This window comes from Mesorhizobium sp. WSM4808 (assembly GCF_055811675.1).
This window is the reverse complement of record NZ_JBVVQX010000004.1, coordinates 457,922-474,793: the sequence shown is the minus strand read 5'-3', so window position 1 is coordinate 474,793 and position 16,872 is coordinate 457,922. Positions and strand designations below refer to the sequence as shown.

Sequence of the window (16,872 nt, the reverse complement as noted above, 5' to 3'; positions counted from 1 at the left end):
TGAGATAGGTTTGGGACACCGTGGTATTGCGCGAACAGAGTGTGTCGAGGAACCGAACCAATCCACAGAAATATTTTGTTGGTAGTTTTGTTGGCCAGCCCGGCTATAGCGTAGGCCTAACAATTTGGAAACAGAGCGAGTTTTCCGTCGCTTGGATTCCGCCTCTGGGCACCATTTTCCCAAGGTCCGTTCTGGACACACCCCATCGCGTCGCCGCCTGCATCGCCAAGTGGAATCACTTTGCGCACATTAGCCCGCAGACGGATTTAATTTGCTTGGCCACCCCTCAACCCTAGGGCAAACTGCCTGCCGGGGCTGCAGGAGGTGAAATGAGAGCACGCGCAGCAACGCTTGGGGATCTGGAGGATGTCTTTCGCGGTCTGTCCAAGCGGATGTCGGACGAATACGCGGCGGCCGGCAAGGACAGCAAGATCGCCTACGACAATCTGATGATGAATTTGAAGGAGGGCCGCGCGCACGCGCTTGTCGAGGGCGACAAGGCCGTGGCAATTATCGCCTGGCATGAGAACAGCGACGCCGCCGACACGCTGTTCGCCGCACGGGAAGACTTCTTCCGTGCCGCGACCGTTCGCTTCTGCAAGCGGCATATCAAGCACATCCAGGCGCTCGCCGGCAACCTCGCCATCCACTCGCGCAGCTGGCTCCAGGGGCCGGATGTCGCAAGATGGTTCGGCGTTATCGGCTATGTCGAGCGCGGCCGGGAGAACGGCGCCACTTTGTTCGAGCTGCCGCCGGCTCGCGGATAGGCAATCGCGGGATATTGCCTGGCAAGCTTGCAGTTTCGAGCGCTCTCCCAGGAGGGCGCGAAGAGACTCTGCCACCAGCCGTCCTGGCAGAAGCTGTGAAACGTGCTGCCGTTGATTTCCAGATGTTTCCTGCGACTATCGGCACGCACGCTTGCGGTGGATAGAGGTCGAAACAATGCATCTGGACTACTCCGATCACGTCTTCGTCGATCTCGTGCCCGAGCAGTTCGGCCCGTCGGAAACCATCGTCGCGCGTTATCGCGGGCTTGTCGCCACCGCCTTTCGCTACCGATCCGGCGTTGCCGGGCTTCGGATCAGCAACGCGAAGGGCGAAATCGTCATGCTGCCGTTCCAAGGACAGCAGATCTGGGACGCGACCTTCCTCGGCCGCTCCCTGACCATGCGCTCGATGTTCGATGAGCCGGTCGCGACCCGCGACTATCTTTCCAACTACGGCGCGTTCTTCATCCACTGCGGCGCCACCGCAATGGGAAATCCGGGGCCGGATGACCGCCACCCGCTTCACGGCGACCTGCCAAATGCGCCTTATCAGGATGTGCAACTGATCGCCGGCGGCAATTCCGAAGGGCCTTTCATGGCGCTGACGGGGCGCTGCCGACAGACCCTCGCTTTCAGCCATGACTATGTGATGGAGCCCACCGTACGGCTGCAACTCGACGCCAGCAGCCTCGCCGTCGACATCGTGATCGAGAACCTGAAACGCTCGGCCATTGAGTTGATGTACCTGGCGCACATCAATTTCAAGCCGGCCGATGGCGGGCGCCTGGTCGACACCGTAGCGGATGATTCCGCGGACATTGTCGTGCGCCAGACGCTGCCGCCCTTTTTCACACCGAGCGAAAGCTATCTTGCCTACCGCGATGCCGTTGTCGCCGATCCTTCGCGGCATCGCCTGCTGACCAAGGGCGAGCCGATCGACCCAGAACTCGTGCTGACGATGAGGGCTAAGGCGGACCCCCAGGGCTGGGCGCACGCCTTGCAGGTCCATCCGGACCGTACGGCGGATTTCGTCAGCTTTCGCCCCGACGAGCTCAATTATGCCGTCCGCTGGATCACGCGCGGCGCCGACCAGGACGCGCTTGGCCTCGTGCTGCCGGCCACCGCCGAACCAGACGGCTATCTTGCGGCCAAGGAAAGAGGCCGCCTGGTTCGCGTCGCACCCGGGGAAAAATTCCGCTGTGCCCTGCGTTTTGGCGCTATGGACGCGGACGCAGCCACACAACGAGAACAAGCCATTGCAGCGTTGAGAGGTGAAGGCCGTTAGTCGCAAGCCCTCACCGCAAACGCTGCCTGAACCGCGCGATTGACCGTGACCGGCAGGATCGACATGTGGTTTTCGCCAGCGTGCAGCTCGAAGCGCGCACGCACGCCCGGGAGAGCATCAAGCCGCTGCGCCATTGCCCGCGCGAATTCGTCGGTGCGTGTTATCTTCTTCTGCTGCAGGCGCTTTTCCTCGTCCTCGGCGCCAATCTGGAACGGCGCCAGCTTCTCGGTCTCGTACTCGCCGGCCGACAGGATCACGGTCGCCGCCAAACCAGCGGGGATGGCGGCCTCGAAGGTTTCGAGAAAGCGGTCGATGGCACGCTCTTCCCAATAGATGGCGGGGCTCGCCGCGATCCAGGTCTGGAAGGCAGACGGCCGCGTGAACAGGGCATAGAGCGCAAACAGACCACCGAAAGAATGGCCGTAAAGCGCCTGGCGGCTAGCGTCGACCGTGATCCGACTGGCGACCCACGGCTTCAACTCGTCCTCAATGAAGGCAAGGAACTCCCCTGCCCCACCGGTCCGGACTTCGGGCGTGCCCTCATAGAAGGGCGGATAGGTCTTGCCCGGCGGCGGGCCGAGATCCCATGAGCGGCGCAGCGGGTCATAGGCGCCCTCGACGGGATAGCCGATGGCGACGATGACGCCCCAGCCGACATTGCTGCCCGTTGGATAGAAGGCCTGCGCGCGCATGGCGTCGACCGCCGTGCCGATGACGGCGTTGCCGTCGGTCATGTAGAGCACAGGCCAGCCGGCTTCTGGCACCGGCCCGGACGGCACATGCAGGAATATCCGCCAGGGGGCGCCGACCTGCGCCGGGACAAGATCGTGGACCGTGGTGTCGGCGATCAGAGCTGGCGTCGACTTGGGCATCGATATCTCCACAAGGGCAAAACGGTCAGCGGCGGCGCAGCAGCCACATCAGCACCGGGCCGCCGATCAGTGTGGCGACGAGACCGGCCGGGACCTGGCGCGGGAAGATGGCGGTGCGGCCCACCCAATCGGCGGCGACCATGATCAGCGCGCCGGCGAGCACCGCGCCCACGGCCTGCGGCAGCGCACGGGAGAGGCCAAGGCGACGGGCAAGGTGCGGCGCGATCAGGCCGATGAAGGTCAGCGGACCGACGATCAGGGTCGAGGCTGCGGTGAGTGCCGCGACCACCAGCAGCACGAGAAGCCGCGTCCTCTTCAGGTCAATGCCAAGGCCCTGCACAGCGGCGGGGCCAAGCGGCAGGATGTCGAGCCAACGCATGAAGAAAGGCGCGAGCGCGAAGAGGCAGACGGCGATGCCACCGGTGAGCAAGGCGTCACCGACATCGACGCCATAGGTCGAACCGGTCAGCCAGTTGAGCAGCAGCATGGCACGCGGATCGCCGGTGGCGGTGAGCACCAGGATCAGCGCGTCGAACAAGGCCGTCAGAGCAACGCCGGCGAGCAGCAGCCGCTCCGGCGCATAGGCGGCACGACGGCCGATCGCCAGCGTCACCAGCAAAGCGGCGAAGGCGCCGATGGTTGCCGCCGCCGTCTGAACCGGGCGCCCGGCATCGGAGAGCGCAAACAGCGCCACCATCATGCCGAGCGCAGCACCGGCGCTGATGCCAAGCACTTCGGGGCTCGCCATCGGATTGCCGGTCAGCCGCTGCATCATCAGCCCGGCAAGCGCCAGCATCGCCCCGGCGCTCAGCGCGGCAAGCACGCGGGGCCACCGCCACGACAGCAAAGGCTGCAGCTCGTCGCCGAAGGCGAAGGTCCAGCCATGCGGGCCCGGTCCATAGAGCAGGGCCAGCCCGAGCAGCAAAAGCAAGGCCAGGCCGATCGCCGTCAGCATAAGGCCGGGCCGGCTTGCGCGCGGCAGGCGCGCGGCCATCAAGGTCGGGGCTTCCGAGCCCAGAGCAAGGCGCGGCAGCAGCCAGAGAAGCAGCGGCGCGCCGAGAAGTGCTGTAATCGCTCCGGTCGGCAGCAGGTCGCCTTGCGGCCCGGTGGCGATCTGCACGGCCTGGTCGGCAGCCCACAACAGCGCCCCGCCGATCAGCGGCGCCATCACCAGTTGCTGGCCCAGCCGCCGGGCACCGCCGATGCGCGCGAGCGTCGCCGCGGCCAGGCCGACGAAGCCGATGACGCCGACAGCGGCAACGACAAACGCGATCAGCGCGACGGCGGCCGCCAGTCCGGCGAAGCGATAGGCGCCGAGCGGCACGCCAAGACTGCGCGCGCCTTCATCGTCGAGGCCAAGCAAGGTCAGTGGCCGCACTATGAAGAAGATCGCAAGCGCAGCAGTGCCGATGCGCGGCAACAGCCACAGCGTCGTCGACCAGTCCTGCTGGCCGAGCGAACCGGCGCCCCAGATGAACAGGCTGGCCAGCCATTCATGCCGCAGCACAATGAGAGCGGCACCGATGGCGCCGGCATAAAGGCTGACGACAAGCCCCGCTAGCACCACCGAAAGCGGTGACAGGCCTTTGTGCCAGGACAGAGCTATGACGGCGGCAAGGGCAACGAATGCGCCGCCCAGCGCCACCCATTCGCGGCCAAAGGCAAGCAGCGACGGCGACAGAAGCGTTGCTAGTGCCAGCGCCAGATAGGCGCCGGCCGAGACGCCGACCGTTTCGGGCGAGGCAAGCGGGTTGCGCAGAACCTGCTGCAGGACGGTTCCGGCAAGCCCGAGCGCCGCACCGCACAGAAGGCTGACGGCAAGCCGAGGCAGGAAAGCATAGTGGACGAGCACCTGCCGCATGTCGGCGATGTCGGGGGCGGCGAGCGATTGGAGCCAGAGCGCCGATGGTAGCTGCACGGTGAGGTTTGAGACGGTTGCCGCTGACGCTGCCGCGAGCAGCACCGCGCAAAGCAGGATCGCGCCTACCGGCTGATTCCTGAAAAAGCTCCACGCGGAGGCCCGGCCGGCCGACGCATGCTTCCCCCCTTGGGCAATGGCCGCAGCATCCTCAGCCACGGGCGGCCTCCACAGTCATCGCAGACGCCAGGACCCGAGCAAAACGGGTGGCGGACGGAAGGGCGCCGAACATATGGACGGCGGGAAGACGCATGATCGAGCGGTTGCGCACGAAAGGCATGGCGTTCCAGACCCGACTTTCGGTCAGCGTGCCGCCCGCGCCCTCGGGCAAGGGTTCGAGATAGGCGAGGCGAGCGTCGCTGGATGTCGCCAGCCCGTCGATACCGACGGTCGAAAACCCCCAATAATTGGTCTCGGCCGTCCAGGCGTTGGCGAGCCCGATGCGATCGAACACCTCCTGAAACAGACTCTTCTTGCCGTAGACGCGCACATTGCGCGGATCCATGAAGCTGACGACATAGATCGGCCGCGCCGAAAGCGGCGCCAGCTGCCGGCGGACTTCCGAAAAATACGCATCTGTCGCCGCGATCAGCGCTTCGCCTTCGCTTTCCTTGCCGACAAGCCTGGCAAGCTGGCGCGTCGCCTCGAGCGCGCGCTGATAGGGCTGCCCGGCCTCGGTATAGAGCCCGATCGTCGTCACCGGCGCCACGCGTTCGAGCAGCGGCTTGATGCCGTCGAGATACGGCATGGACAGGATGATGTCGGGCCTGAGTTGCTGCAGCAATTCGAGATTGGGTTCGAGCAGCGTTCCGACATCGGCGATCTCAGGCGGCAGCGGCGGTTCGACCACCCAGGTCTCCCAGATGTCGCGACCGGCAATGGCAACCGGGCTGACACCGAGCATGAGCAAGGTCTCGGCCAGGCCGTCATCCAGGCAGACGATGCGCAACGGTTTCGCCGTGGCAGATGGCGATGCAATTGCGGCAAAGGGCAGAACGAAAAGTCCCAGCGCGCCGCGCCGGGTGATCCGACCGCGGAGACGGTCGGCCCTGTGGGATTCAAGGGCTGCCATCATCGCGCAGCGCCTGTGCGGAAAGCCGGCTGGGCGTGGATTTCAGGCACGGGTTTTCTCCAAAACGACGCATTCAAAAATCTGGCTGCCGGCAGCCGATGGTCGGTTGACTATGAAACATGACTTCCATAGTCAACATTGAAGATGACTAACCGAGTCAACAAATTTAAATTGGCGCAAGGCGAAACGGTCCTGCGCGCATTGCGGGCAGTGAGGGTATCAAGATGCGGTTGAGTGCATATCGTGCGGCGCGGCGGCGAAGCCGGACCCGGGGCCTCGTGGTCGCATCGCTTTCGACCCTGCTTTGCACCCAAGCCCTTGCGCAGGAAGCCGCGACCGAGCTCAACCCGATCAATGTCGAGGGACAGAGCGACAGCCCGGTCGGACCGGATGACGGCTACATCGCCAAAAACACCACCACCGGCTCGAAAACCGACACGCCGCTGAAGGAGATTCCACGCTCGATTTCGGTGGTGACCCGCAAGCAGCTCGATGATCGCCAGCCAGGGCAGCTTGAGGACGCCTTGTCCTATCTCGCCGGCGTCACCATCTCGCCATGGGGCGTCGACGATCGCTTCGACCAATGCCTGATTCGTGGGTTCGACCTCTGCACGTCGGCGATCTATCGCGACGGGCTGCCGCAGAAAGTGATCGATTTCTCAGGCTTCAAGATCGAGCCCTACGGGCTGGAGCGAATCGAAGTCTTGAAGGGGCCATCCTCGGTGCTCTACGGCGAGAACGAGGCTGGCGGCATGGTCAATGCCGTCACCAAGCGGCCGACTGACAAGCCGATCTATGACGGCTTCCTCAGCTATGGCAGCTTCAACACCGTCGAGGCCGGGCTGGATATAGGCGGCCCGATCGACGATGCCGGCGTGTGGTCCTACCGGCTGACCGGCCTGGTTCGCAACGGCGCGCTCGAAACCGACTATTCCCGCAACGACCGCATCTTCGTCGCGCCGGCGCTCAAGTGGCAGCCGGATGCGCAGACCTCGCTGACCGTCCTGGCCAACTACCAGTGGGACAGGCTGACGACGAATCAGTTTCTGCCGGCGCAGTATGGCAATCTGCCGCGCAATTTCTTCACCGGCTCGCCTGACTTCGACCGCTTCGATGCCAACCATGGTTCGATCGGCTACCAGTTCAGCCATGAGTTCGACGACCATTGGACGGTGCGGCAAAACCTGCGCTACTCGCAGCAGGAAACCGACTACCGGCAGCTCTATTTTGGCGAGTGGCTTGGCGGCCCATACATCGGCGCAGACGAACATACGGTGCAGCGCACGCTGTTCACCGTGGATGAGACGGCAAGGCTGTTCAACGTCGACAACCAGGCCGAGTACAAGGCTGACTTCGGCGTGGTCGAAAACAAGCTGCTGTTCGGTCTGGATTACAGCAGACAATCGGTCGACGGGCGCAACGGCTACGGGGCGGGTCCGCCGCTGGACACCCAGAACCCTGACTACTCGATCCCTGTCACGCCGCCGAGTCTCATCATTACGGATCGCGTGGAGACGATCGGCCAGGTCGGCCTCTATGCACAAAACCAGTCCAAGATCGCCGACCACTGGGTCCTGACAATCGGCGGCCGGCAGGCCTGGATCGACCACACCAATTTCAACCGACTCGACGGTGCAGGCAGCTACGATCAGAAGGACCATGCCTTCACCGGCAATATCGGCATCGGCTATCTCTTCGACAACGGCCTGACGCCCTACGCCAGCTATGCCGAATCCTTCACCACCAATATCGGCCCGACCCAGTCCGGAGACGCGCTGCTGCCCTCGTTGGGCAAGCAGTATGAAGTCGGCTTGAAATACGAGCCGACCTTCTTCCCCGGCTTCATCACCGCTTCGCTGTTCGACCTGCGCAAGACCAATGTGCCGACGGCAGCAGCCAATCCCGTCTACCAGGTCCAGACCGGAGAAGTCCGCCATCGCGGCCTGGAGATCGAGGCCAACGCAGATCTGGCTTCCGGCCTCAGCATGACGGCGGCCTACACCTATCTCGACGCGGAGATAACCAGCGATGCCGCCGCCGTCATCGGTAACCGCCCGGCCAGGGTGCCGGAACACCAGGCATCGCTGTGGGCCAACTATGAGGTTGGCAGCGGCGTGCTCGAGGGCCTGAGTGTCGGCGCCGGCGTGCGCTATATCGGCGCCAGCTTCGGTGACAATACGAACACGGTTAACGTGCCCGGCCACACGCTGGTCAACGCAGCACTGCGCTACAAGAAGAATGGCTGGCAGGCAGCGCTCAATGTCTCCAACCTGTTCGACAAGACCTACTATTCGACCTGCTATGAGGCCGGCAGCAATGCCGACCTCAGCTGCATCTATGGCGAAGGCCGCGTCATCAAGGGCAGCCTCAGCATGAAGTTCTGATGCATGCCGCTCGGCTGCCCCGACTGGCAGTGATCTGGCATGCAGGATCTGAAGCGCGCCGCATGAACCTGTGACGACGCGACGCGTCCAGAGCCGCGATTCGACGCGGTCCTGTCCTCCGTCCGGGTGGCGGCAAGCCGATTCGCACCGCCACGGCCGCGTGCGACGTCCCGCTCGCCGAAAATCGCTGCCCGCGAAGCGCAATCCACGTCCCGCATCATTTTTCCTCCACGAATGCATTCCAGGATGATGGTGCCACGACCGCCTTCGGGCCGGCGCGCTCTGGATTGGATTGCCTGAAAAAGGCAACGAATCAAAAAACCGGCGGCGGTCGTCGCCAGAAGGTGTAGAAGACCGTACCAAACGCATTGAAGGGAGTGCGATCGGGTTGCGCTCGGCAAGGCTTGATGGTTTGTTGCCGCTATACGGAGAATGAATGATGCGAGAGCCTGCCGGTCAAGACGAATACGGGTCGACGAACCCTTTCGATCCGGACGATCTGCCAACCTTGAACGCAATCGGCCCGAGCATGGGAAGCGGCAATGATTTCGAGAGATATGCCGTTGCCGTGATCATCGTGTTCGGTGCGCTGATCATTGGCGGGCTGATGGCCGCATCGATGGTCTTCGGGCACCGCAACGGCTTCCTCTTCGCGCTTGGCGGCGCCACGTCCGCCTGGATATCCGGAAACGCGCTGCTGCTCGACCGGCCGCGTATCTATGCGCTGTTCGTCGGCATTGCCGCCTTGATGCTGGTTGCGTCCACCCTCACGCTGGTCTTGTGACGGTCGCATCGGTGTGATGCCGATCCACTTGAGCAGCGGGCGATCAACCCGAATCGCCACGCTGCACCAAGCTTTTCCTCCGAGCTATCAGTATCCGAGCGCCTCGCCAGAGGCCGCGCGGCTGTCGATGGCGCCGTTGTAGCGCGCGCCGCTGCCCTTCTCGATTTCCGCCAGGCTCTTGCCGCCGACCAGGATGCCGGCCGCCTGCCCCCAGGTCTGGTCAGCGAGATCGAGGTGATATCCCATGTCGGCCAGCAGCTTTTCTGTGTCCGGCGACAGGCCGAACGGCTCGACATAAACCTTGTCGGGCAGCCATTGATGGTGGATGCGAGGCGCGTCGATCGCCTCCTGGATGTTCATGCCGTGGTCGATGACATTGACGATCGCTTCCAGCGTGATCGTGATGATGCGCGAGCCACCCGGGCTGCCGATGACCATGAACGGCTTGCCGTCCTTGGCGACCACGGTCGGGCTCATCGACGACAGCGGCGTCTTCTTCGGCTGGATGGCGTTGGCCTCGCCCTGGACAAGGCCGTAGAGATTGGGCACGCCGGGTTTCTGGGTGAAATCGTCCATTTCGTTGTTGAGCAGGATGCCGGTGCCGTCGGCGACGACGCCGGCTCCGAAGGAGCCATTCAGCGTGTAGGTGACCGCGACCGCATTGCCTTCATCGTCGATGATCGAATAATGCGTCGTCTCCTTGCTCTCGCCAAAGCCCTTCGGCATCAGATCCTGCGACACGCCGGCCCGGAACGGGTCGATCTTGTCGCGGATATCCTTGGCATAGGCCTTATCAAGCAATTTCGAGACCGGATTGTCGACGAAATCGGGATCGCCGAGCGCGGAATTGCGGTCGACATAGGCATAGCGCATCGCCTCGACCATGACATGGACCGTCTCAGCCGAACCGGCACCGAGGTAGGATAAGGGATAGCCCTCCAGAACGTTGAGGATTTCGCAGATGATGACGCCGCCGGAGCTGGGCGGCGGCGAGGAGGTGATCTCGTAGCCGCGATAGGTGCAGGTCACGGGCTTGAGTTCGCGCACCGCATATTGCTCGAAGTCGGGCTTGGCGAGAATGCCGCCCTTGGCGCCGCTCGCCTTGACGATGGCATCGGCGATGGCGCCTTTGTAAAAGGCATCCGTACCCTCTTCGGAAATGGCGGCGAGCGACGCCGCGAGGTCGGGCTGGACCAGCCGTTCGCCGATGCCATAGGGCTTGCCGTCGGGTTTCAGGAATATGGCGGCGGCCGCGGGGTCCTTCGCCAGCCTGTCGGCGCTGCCGGCAAACGAGGCGGCGTCGCCCTGGTTGAGGATGAAGCCGTCCCTGGCATAGCCGATTGCCGGCGCCATCAAATCCTGGCGGGACAATTTGCCGTATTTTTCGCGGGCCATCTCCAGACCGGCCACCGAACCCGGCACGCCGACCGCAAGATAGCCGTCGAGGCTGGCCCCCTTCACCGGGTTGCCGTCCTTGTCGAGATACATGGTTTTTGTCGCCGCCAGCGGCGCCCGCTCGCGAAAATCGAGAAAGGTCGACTTGCCGTCCTTGAAGCGGATGGTCATGAAGCCGCCGCCGCCGATATTGCCGGCATTGGGGTAGACGACCGCGAGCGCATAGCCGACGGCAACCGCCGCATCCACAGCATTGCCGCCCTTTTTCAGCACCTCGATACCGACTTCGGACGCCAGATGCTGGGCCGTCACCACCATGCCGTGCTCGCCCTTGGCTGGCGCAGGCGATGCGGCGAAGACGCCCGTCAACGGCGCGAGGGCGAAGGTGATGGAAAGACTGGCGGCGATCAATGTCCGACGGTTGAGAGGCATGGCGGTTCTCCGGGCGGGGGACGCCTAGAAGACCGTGTTGGACTGATCGAGTCCACTAACAATTAAGGGAGCGTGAGAAAGAGCCCCCTCACCCGGATTGCCAACTGAATTGCGAAGCGCAATTCGAGGCAATCCGACCTCTCCCCGAGGGGAGAGGAGGTTGTCAGCGCTGACGTCAGTCTCTTCTCCCCAGCGGGGGTGAGGCGTGGTCCGCGCGGCGGGCCAAAAGCCAACTGCTTGGCTTTTCGAACAACGAACGCCCGGAGGGCGGTGGCCGCAAAGCGGCCGGGTGAGGGGGCCGGCTCGGGCTCAGACAATGCCGCCCGAGCCACCGGCGACCGCGGGACGTTCCGCAGCGACCTTGGCGCGGTAACCCGCCGCCCTATAGGCCGCGACCGGATCAATGGCGCCACCGGTCTTCAGCCGCGCCATGGCCAGGATCGGCTCGACATCGGTTCGGTAGGCGGCTTTCAGCGTCTGCGTCGCCATCAGCGCGTCATTACTGTCCTGAAAACCTTCCAGCGCCTTGCGGTCGACGAGCAGCGCCTGCGCATAGGCGCGCTGCACCTCGACCGCCGACAGCATCAGGCTTTCGATCGGATCGGTGACGTTGTGACTCTGGTCGAGCATGTGCGCCGGATCGAAACCCTCGGTGCCGGACAGTTCGGCATCGACCAGTTCGTTGAAGACGAGGAACAGCCGGTAGGGGTCGATCGAACCGGCATCGAGATCATCGTCGCCATATTTCGAATCGTTGAAATGGAAGCCTCCGAGCTTCTTGAACTGGATCAGCCGCGAGACGATCATCTCGATGTTGACGTTGGGGGCATGGTGGCCGAGGTCGACGAGACAGAACGCCTTGTCGCCCAATTCCCTGGCGATCATGTAGTTGGTGCCCCAGTCCTGCACGACGGTGGAATAGAAGGCCGGCTCGTACATCTTGTGCTCGCTGAACAGCTTCCAGCCGGCGGGCAGTCCGGCGTATACCTCTTTCATGGCGTCGAGATAGCGCTCGAACGCCTTGGCGAAATTGACCTGGCCCGGGAAGTTCGAGCCGTCGCCGATCCACACCGTCAGCGCCTTGGAGCCCAGCGTCTTGCCGATCTCGATGCATTCGAGATTGTGCTCGACCGCTTGCCGCCGCGTGCCGGCATCGGCATGCGACAGAGAGCCGAATTTGTAGGAAAGCGCTTGGTCCTTTGCATCGGAAAAAGTGTTGGAATTCATGGCGTCGAAGCCAAGACCAAAGCGCGAAGCCGCCTGCTTCAGCCGGTTCGGGTCGGCCTTGTCCCACGGAATGTGCAGGGAGACGGTCGGCGTCGCCTGCGTCAATTGCTGGATGACGGCGCAGTCCTCGATCTTGTCGAAGATGTCGCGCGGCTCGCCGGCGCCGGGAAAGCGGGCAAAGCGCGTGCCGCCGGTGCCGACACCCCAGGACGGGATCGCCACCGCGAATTTCTCGACCTTGTCTCTGATAGCGTCGATGGCGATGCCGCGACGGTCGAGCCGCTCGCCGAGCGAGGCGTAGTCGCGCTCGAGGTTGGGCTTGCGCGCTGCGTTGTCCTTGTCGACGAGGTCGGCGGAGATGATGGATTCGGACAAGTGCTGGTTCCTCCCAAAATATGTTCGGGCAGCGCTGCCCCTCATCCGCCTGCCGGCACCTTCTCCCCGTATAGTGACGGGGAGAAGGGCGAAGCGGCTAGCGCGTAAAGCTCTGGGCGTTGCCCGCGTCGACATTGATGATGTTGCCGGTCGACTTGGCCGACATGTCGGACGCCAGGAAATAGATCGCTTCGGCGATATCTTCCGGGAAGACCGAGCGCTTCAGCATCGAACGCGAGCGATAATGCTCCTCCAGATCGTCGGTCGACATCTTGTAGGCGGCGGCGCGCTGTTCCTTCCACTCGCCAGTCCAGATCTTCGAGCCGCGAAGCACCGCGTCCGGGTTGACGACATTGACCCTGATCTGCGCCTCCGCGCCCTCCAGCGCCAGACAGCGGGCGAGGTGGATCTCGGCGGCCTTGGCCGTGCAATAGGCGGCGGCGTTGGGCGATGCGGCAAGGCCGTTCTTGGAGGCGACGAAGACGACGTTGCCGCCGATCTTCTGCGCGCGGAACAGCCGGAACGCTTCCCGCGAGACCAGGAAATAGCCGGTCGACAGGATGTCCAAGTTCTTGTTCCACAGCGCCAGCGTCGTCTCCTCGATCGGCGCCGAGGAGGCGAGCCCTGCATTCGACACCAGAATGTCGATGCCGCCGAACTCGACCGCTGTCTCGGCAAAGCCGGAGATAACCTGTTCCTCCGAGGTGACGTTGATCAGCACCGGGCGGACGAAATCCTTGCCATAGACTTTGGCCAGTTCGTCATTGGCGCTGGCTAGCGCTGCCTCGTCTATGTCGGCCAGCACCACGCAGGCGCCTTCGCGCAGCAGCCGGTTGGCCGTGGCGCGGCCGATGCCGCCGGCGCCACCCGTGACCAGCGCGATCTGGCCGGCAAGCGACTTCGCCTTCGGCATACGCTGCAGCTTCAGGTCCTCGAGCAGCCAGTATTCGATGTCGAAGGCTTCCTGTGCAGGCAGGCCGACATAGGACGAGACGGTCGAGGCGCCGCGCATGACGTTGATGGCGTTGACATAGAATTCGCCCGAAATGCGCGCCGTCGCCTTGTCGCCGGCGAAGGTGAACATGCCGACGCCGGGCATCAGGTAGACGACGGCATTGGGATCGCGGATGACGGGCGAGTCCGGATGCTTGCAGCTGTCGTAGTAGGCCTGGTAGCCGACGCGATAGGCTGCGATGTCGTCGGCAAGCCGCGCAATCACCGCATCGACATCGGGCTTGGCCGGATCGAATTCGATGACCAGCGGGCGGATCTTGGTGCGCAGGAAATGGTCGGGGCACGAGGTGCCGAGTGCCGCCAGCGGGCGCAGATCCCTGGAATTGACGAATTCGAGCACGGCGGCGGAATCATCGAAATGGCCTGTTTTGTGGCTCTTCTCCGAGATCAGGCCGCGAATCCTCGGCATCAGTTTGGCCGCGATGGCACGGCGCTCGGTGGCGTCGAGTGCCTTGACCACTTCACCGCCAAAGATAGCGACACCCTCGGAGCGGGGCTCGAACCATTCGATCGCCTGGTTGATCACCGAGATCGTCGTCTCGTAGCATTCCCTGGGGGTGTCGCCCCAGGTGAACAGGCCGTGGCTTTCCAGGATGACACCCTTGGCATCGGGGTGTTCGAGGCAGAATTTCTCCAGCCACAGGCCGAGTTCGAAGCCCGGGCGCTTCCACGGCAACCAGCCGATGGCGTCGCCGAAGATTTGTTTCGTCAGCGCCTTCGAATCCTTCGCGGCGGCAATGGCGATGATGGCATCGGGATGCATGTGGTCGACAAAAGGCTTCGGCACGTAGGCGTGCAACGGCGTGTCGATAGAGGCCGCGCGTGGATTGAGGTTGAAGGTGCAGTGCGGCAGGAAGCCGACCATTTCATCTTCGTGTTCGACGCCGCGATAGAGACCTTTGAGCGCGCGCAGCTTGTCCATGTAGAGCGTGGCAAAGCCGTCCAGCTTGATCGAGGCGCTGTCGCCGCCCGATCCCTTGACCCACAGCACTTCGACATCCTCGCCGGTGAGCGGGTCTCTCTGCCAGATCTTCGACGACGTGTTGCCGCCGCCATAATTGGTGACGCGCTTGTCGGAACCGAGCGTGTTCGAGCGGTAGACCAGAAGTTCCGGCCCGCTCATCGCGTGAGCCTTGGCCTCATCCCACAGATTGGCGAGGCGCGCGCCGGTGCGCTTGTCGAGCATATGCAATCCTCCCAAAGGCACGCAAAAGGCGCGGCCATTTGGTCCGAATTTCCACGGAAGCAGCCGGCTTGTCAATCACAAACGATCAATATCGATCATATTGCACTGCACAATGAAATTATATGATCGGAAATGATTGACACTGCGCGTTTTGGGTGCCTAGATGCTCAGGCAGGGAGGAACCATGCACGAAAAAGAGCGCCACAGGATCATTCTGTCCGCCGTCCAGGAAAAGCCTGTGGTGACGGTGCAGGAGATGGTCGACCTGACGGAGTCCTCCGAGGCGACGATCCGGCGCGATATCGCGGCTCTCCACGTCCAGAAGCGGCTGCGGCGCGTGCGCGGCGGCGCCGAGGCAATCTCGCCGCCGCAGTTCATCGGGCTGGCCGGCCGGCCCTTTTCCGTCAACGAAACGATCAACGCCTCGCAGAAGCGGTCGATCGCGCGTGAAGCGGTAGAGCTGTGCAAGGACGGCGAACCAATCATCATCAATGGCGGCACCACCACGTTCCAGATGGTGCATTTCCTGACCGGCCGCCGCATGCCGATCTTCACCAATTCGTTCCCGATCGCCGAGCACCTGCTCAAGCACTCCAAGAACACGGTGATGCTGTCGGGCGGCACCATTTATCGCGAGCAGAACATCATCCTGTCGCCCTTCGACAATGACGTGACGCGCAATTTCTATGCGCGCCGCATGTTCATGGGCGCGCAGGGTCTGGGGCCGCTCGGCCTGATGGAGGGCGATCCGCTTTTGATCCAGGCGGAGCAGAAACTGATCGACCAAGCCGACGAGTTGGTGGTGCTGGTCGATTCCTCGAAATTCCGCAAACGCTCCAGCCTGATCCTGTGCGGCCTGTCGCGCATCGCCACCGTCATCACCGATGACGGCATCGAGGATCGCGAAGCCAAGATGCTGGAGACCGCGGGGGTGACGCTGATCGTCGCCCGCACATCCGCGACCAACAAGGAAGAATCTTCACTGCAGGCCTGAGGCCAACTCGCGCTCGCAGCGACGATGGAATGCAACGCTCAAGGGAGGAAATTCGATGAGCTTCTTGAAGAAATTGATGGTGACGGCTGCATTCTCAGCCGCCATGTTCGTGAATGCCGCCTATGCCGAAAACGTCAAGATCGCACTGGTGGTGAAATCGCTCGGCAACGGCTTCTTCGATGCCGCCAACAAGGGCGCCGAAGAGGCGGCCAAGGAACTCGGCGATGTCGACATCATCTACACCGGCCCGACCAAGGCGACCGCCGAAGCGCAGATCGAAGTGGTCAATTCGCTGATCGCGCAGAAGGTCAACGCCATCGCCATTTCGGCCAATGACGCCGACGCCTTGGTGCCGGTGCTGAAGAAGGCCATGGAACGCGGCATCACCGTCATCTCGTGGGATTCGGGCGTCGCTAAGGAAGGCCGCCAGCTTCACCTCAACCCGTCCGATACCGGCCTGATCGGTGAGACCATCATCAAGCTTGCCGCCGACCACCTGCCGGAAGGCGGCGAGGTCGCCATCCTGTCGGCCTCCTCGACCGCCACCAACCAGAACGCCTGGATCGACGCGGCCAAGAAAATCCTGCCGGAGAAGTTCCCCAAGATCAAACTCGTCGCCACCGTCTATGGCGATGACGATTCGGCCAAGAGCACCGACGAAGCCAAGGGCCTGTTGAAGTCCTATCCGAACCTCAAGGCGATCATCGCGCCGACCACCGTCGGCGTCGTCGCCGCCGCCCAGGTCGTCACCGACGAGAACCTGATCGGCAAGGTCAATGTCACCGGCCTCGCGCTGCCGTCCGAGTTCAAGAAGTTCATCGACAACGGTTCCAGTCAGGCGGTTGCCCTGTGGAACCCGATCGACCTCGGCTACTCGGCCGTCTACCTCGCCCATGATCTGGCGGTGAAGAAGGAAGAGGCGAAGCCCGGCGCCACGCTGTCGATCGGCCGCGTCGGCAAGGTCACGCTCGACGACACCAACTCGGCTGCGATGGCTCCGCCCTTCCAGTTCGACAAGTCGAACATCGAAAAGTTCTCCAAGATCTATTGATCTGGAGTTCTCTAGAGCTGACGCGGCGGGGGGGACCGGCCGCCCCGGCGTTTAAAGAAACGTGTTTGAGGGGGTGTTTAGGTTTTTGGTGTGTCTTATTAAAAAAAACGAGCCCC

12 protein-coding genes are annotated in these 16,872 nt (G+C 63.1%); 6 read left to right on the top strand and 6 right to left on the bottom strand.

What is annotated here, in order from left to right; genetic code table 11:
* Positions 1–329: 329 nt before the first annotated feature.
* Together AC0L2U_RS09925 and AC0L2U_RS09920 are read left to right on the top strand one after the other, a co-directional pair.
* Positions 330–767 (top strand): hypothetical protein, encoded by a 438-nt coding sequence (locus AC0L2U_RS09925; RefSeq protein ID WP_127396933.1) that lies wholly within the window; start codon positions 330–332, stop codon positions 765–767.
* A gap of 175 nt (positions 768–942) precedes the next feature.
* Positions 943–2,052, top strand: a complete 1,110-nt coding sequence (locus tag AC0L2U_RS09920; RefSeq protein WP_127807908.1) for a DUF4432 family protein — start codon at positions 943–945, stop codon at positions 2,050–2,052.
* Here AC0L2U_RS09920 and AC0L2U_RS09915 read toward each other — a convergent pair.
* The 3 genes from AC0L2U_RS09915 to AC0L2U_RS09905 are packed head-to-tail and all read right to left on the bottom strand — an operon-like array spanning position 2,049 to position 5,791.
* Positions 2,049–2,924 carry an alpha/beta hydrolase gene (locus AC0L2U_RS09915; protein ID WP_127398639.1) on the bottom strand — a complete coding sequence of 292 codons (876 nt, stop codon included), beginning with the start codon at positions 2,922–2,924 and terminating at the stop codon, positions 2,049–2,051. The genes AC0L2U_RS09920 and AC0L2U_RS09915 overlap by 4 nt on opposite strands.
* Positions 2,925–2,949: 25 nt before the next feature.
* Positions 2,950–5,001 carry a Fe(3+)-hydroxamate ABC transporter permease FhuB gene (gene fhuB, locus AC0L2U_RS09910; protein ID WP_128289871.1) on the bottom strand — a complete coding sequence of 684 codons (2,052 nt, stop codon included), beginning with the start codon at positions 4,999–5,001 and terminating at the stop codon, positions 2,950–2,952.
* Positions 4,994–5,791 carry an ABC transporter substrate-binding protein gene (locus AC0L2U_RS09905; RefSeq protein WP_245486816.1) on the bottom strand — a complete coding sequence of 266 codons (798 nt, stop codon included), beginning with the start codon at positions 5,789–5,791 and terminating at the stop codon, positions 4,994–4,996. Before AC0L2U_RS09905 ends, fhuB begins: the two co-directional genes overlap by 8 nt.
* A 401-nt stretch (positions 5,792–6,192) precedes the next feature.
* On the opposite strand from AC0L2U_RS09905, the gene AC0L2U_RS09900 reads away from it, so the two are divergent.
* Complete coding sequence (locus tag AC0L2U_RS09900) at positions 6,193–8,298, top strand: TonB-dependent siderophore receptor (protein WP_473601813.1); 2,106 nt, start codon at positions 6,193–6,195, stop codon at positions 8,296–8,298.
* 436 nt (positions 8,299–8,734) lie between these two features.
* Positions 8,735–9,082, top strand: coding sequence for a hypothetical protein (locus AC0L2U_RS09895; RefSeq protein ID WP_032808338.1), 348 nt, complete (start codon positions 8,735–8,737; stop codon positions 9,080–9,082).
* Between the two features lie 87 nt (positions 9,083–9,169).
* On the opposite strand, the gene ggt is transcribed toward AC0L2U_RS09895, so the two are convergent.
* The 3 genes from ggt to AC0L2U_RS09880 all read right to left on the bottom strand — a co-directional run bounded on the left by ggt (position 9,170) and on the right by AC0L2U_RS09880 (position 14,711).
* Positions 9,170–10,909 carry a gamma-glutamyltransferase gene (gene ggt, locus AC0L2U_RS09890; RefSeq protein ID WP_128289873.1) on the bottom strand — a complete coding sequence of 580 codons (1,740 nt, stop codon included), beginning with the start codon at positions 10,907–10,909 and terminating at the stop codon, positions 9,170–9,172.
* Positions 10,910–11,218: 309 nt separating this feature from the next.
* Positions 11,219–12,511 carry an L-rhamnose catabolism isomerase gene (rhaI, locus tag AC0L2U_RS09885; RefSeq protein WP_164895786.1) on the bottom strand — a complete coding sequence of 431 codons (1,293 nt, stop codon included), beginning with the start codon at positions 12,509–12,511 and terminating at the stop codon, positions 11,219–11,221.
* Between the two features lie 97 nt (positions 12,512–12,608).
* Positions 12,609–14,711: a bifunctional rhamnulose-1-phosphate aldolase/short-chain dehydrogenase gene (locus tag AC0L2U_RS09880; RefSeq protein ID WP_473601812.1), complete on the bottom strand. Its 2,103-nt coding sequence runs from the start codon at positions 14,709–14,711 to the stop codon at positions 12,609–12,611.
* A 184-nt stretch (positions 14,712–14,895) separates the two neighbouring features.
* Here AC0L2U_RS09880 and AC0L2U_RS09875 point away from each other — a divergent pair, with 184 nt between their 5' ends.
* Positions 14,896–15,705, top strand: a complete 810-nt coding sequence (locus AC0L2U_RS09875) for a DeoR/GlpR family DNA-binding transcription regulator (RefSeq protein ID WP_127397397.1) — start codon at positions 14,896–14,898, stop codon at positions 15,703–15,705.
* A 55-nt stretch (positions 15,706–15,760) separates the two neighbouring features.
* Entirely contained in the window at positions 15,761–16,756 is a 996-nt protein-coding gene (rhaS, locus tag AC0L2U_RS09870) for a rhamnose ABC transporter substrate-binding protein (protein ID WP_013533599.1), read from the top strand.
* The last annotated feature ends 116 nt before the right edge of the window (positions 16,757–16,872 follow it).

Bases quoted from the DNA above. Each gene is read 5' to 3' on its own strand.
- AC0L2U_RS09925 (WP_127396933.1), top strand. From the start codon at position 330: ATGAGAGCACGCGCAGCAACGCTTGGGGATCTGGAGGATGTCTTTCGC.
- AC0L2U_RS09920 (WP_127807908.1), top strand. From the start codon at position 943: ATGCATCTGGACTACTCCGATCACGTCTTCGTCGATCTCGTGCCCGAG.
- AC0L2U_RS09915 (WP_127398639.1), bottom strand. From the start codon at position 2,924: ATGCCCAAGTCGACGCCAGCTCTGATCGCCGACACCACGGTCCACGAT.
- AC0L2U_RS09895 (WP_032808338.1), top strand. From the start codon at position 8,735: ATGATGCGAGAGCCTGCCGGTCAAGACGAATACGGGTCGACGAACCCT.
- ggt (WP_128289873.1), bottom strand. From the start codon at position 10,909: ATGCCTCTCAACCGTCGGACATTGATCGCCGCCAGTCTTTCCATCACC.
- AC0L2U_RS09880 (WP_473601812.1), bottom strand. From the start codon at position 14,711: ATGCTCGACAAGCGCACCGGCGCGCGCCTCGCCAATCTGTGGGATGAG.
- AC0L2U_RS09875 (WP_127397397.1), top strand. From the start codon at position 14,896: ATGCACGAAAAAGAGCGCCACAGGATCATTCTGTCCGCCGTCCAGGAA.
- rhaS (WP_013533599.1), top strand. From the start codon at position 15,761: ATGAGCTTCTTGAAGAAATTGATGGTGACGGCTGCATTCTCAGCCGCC.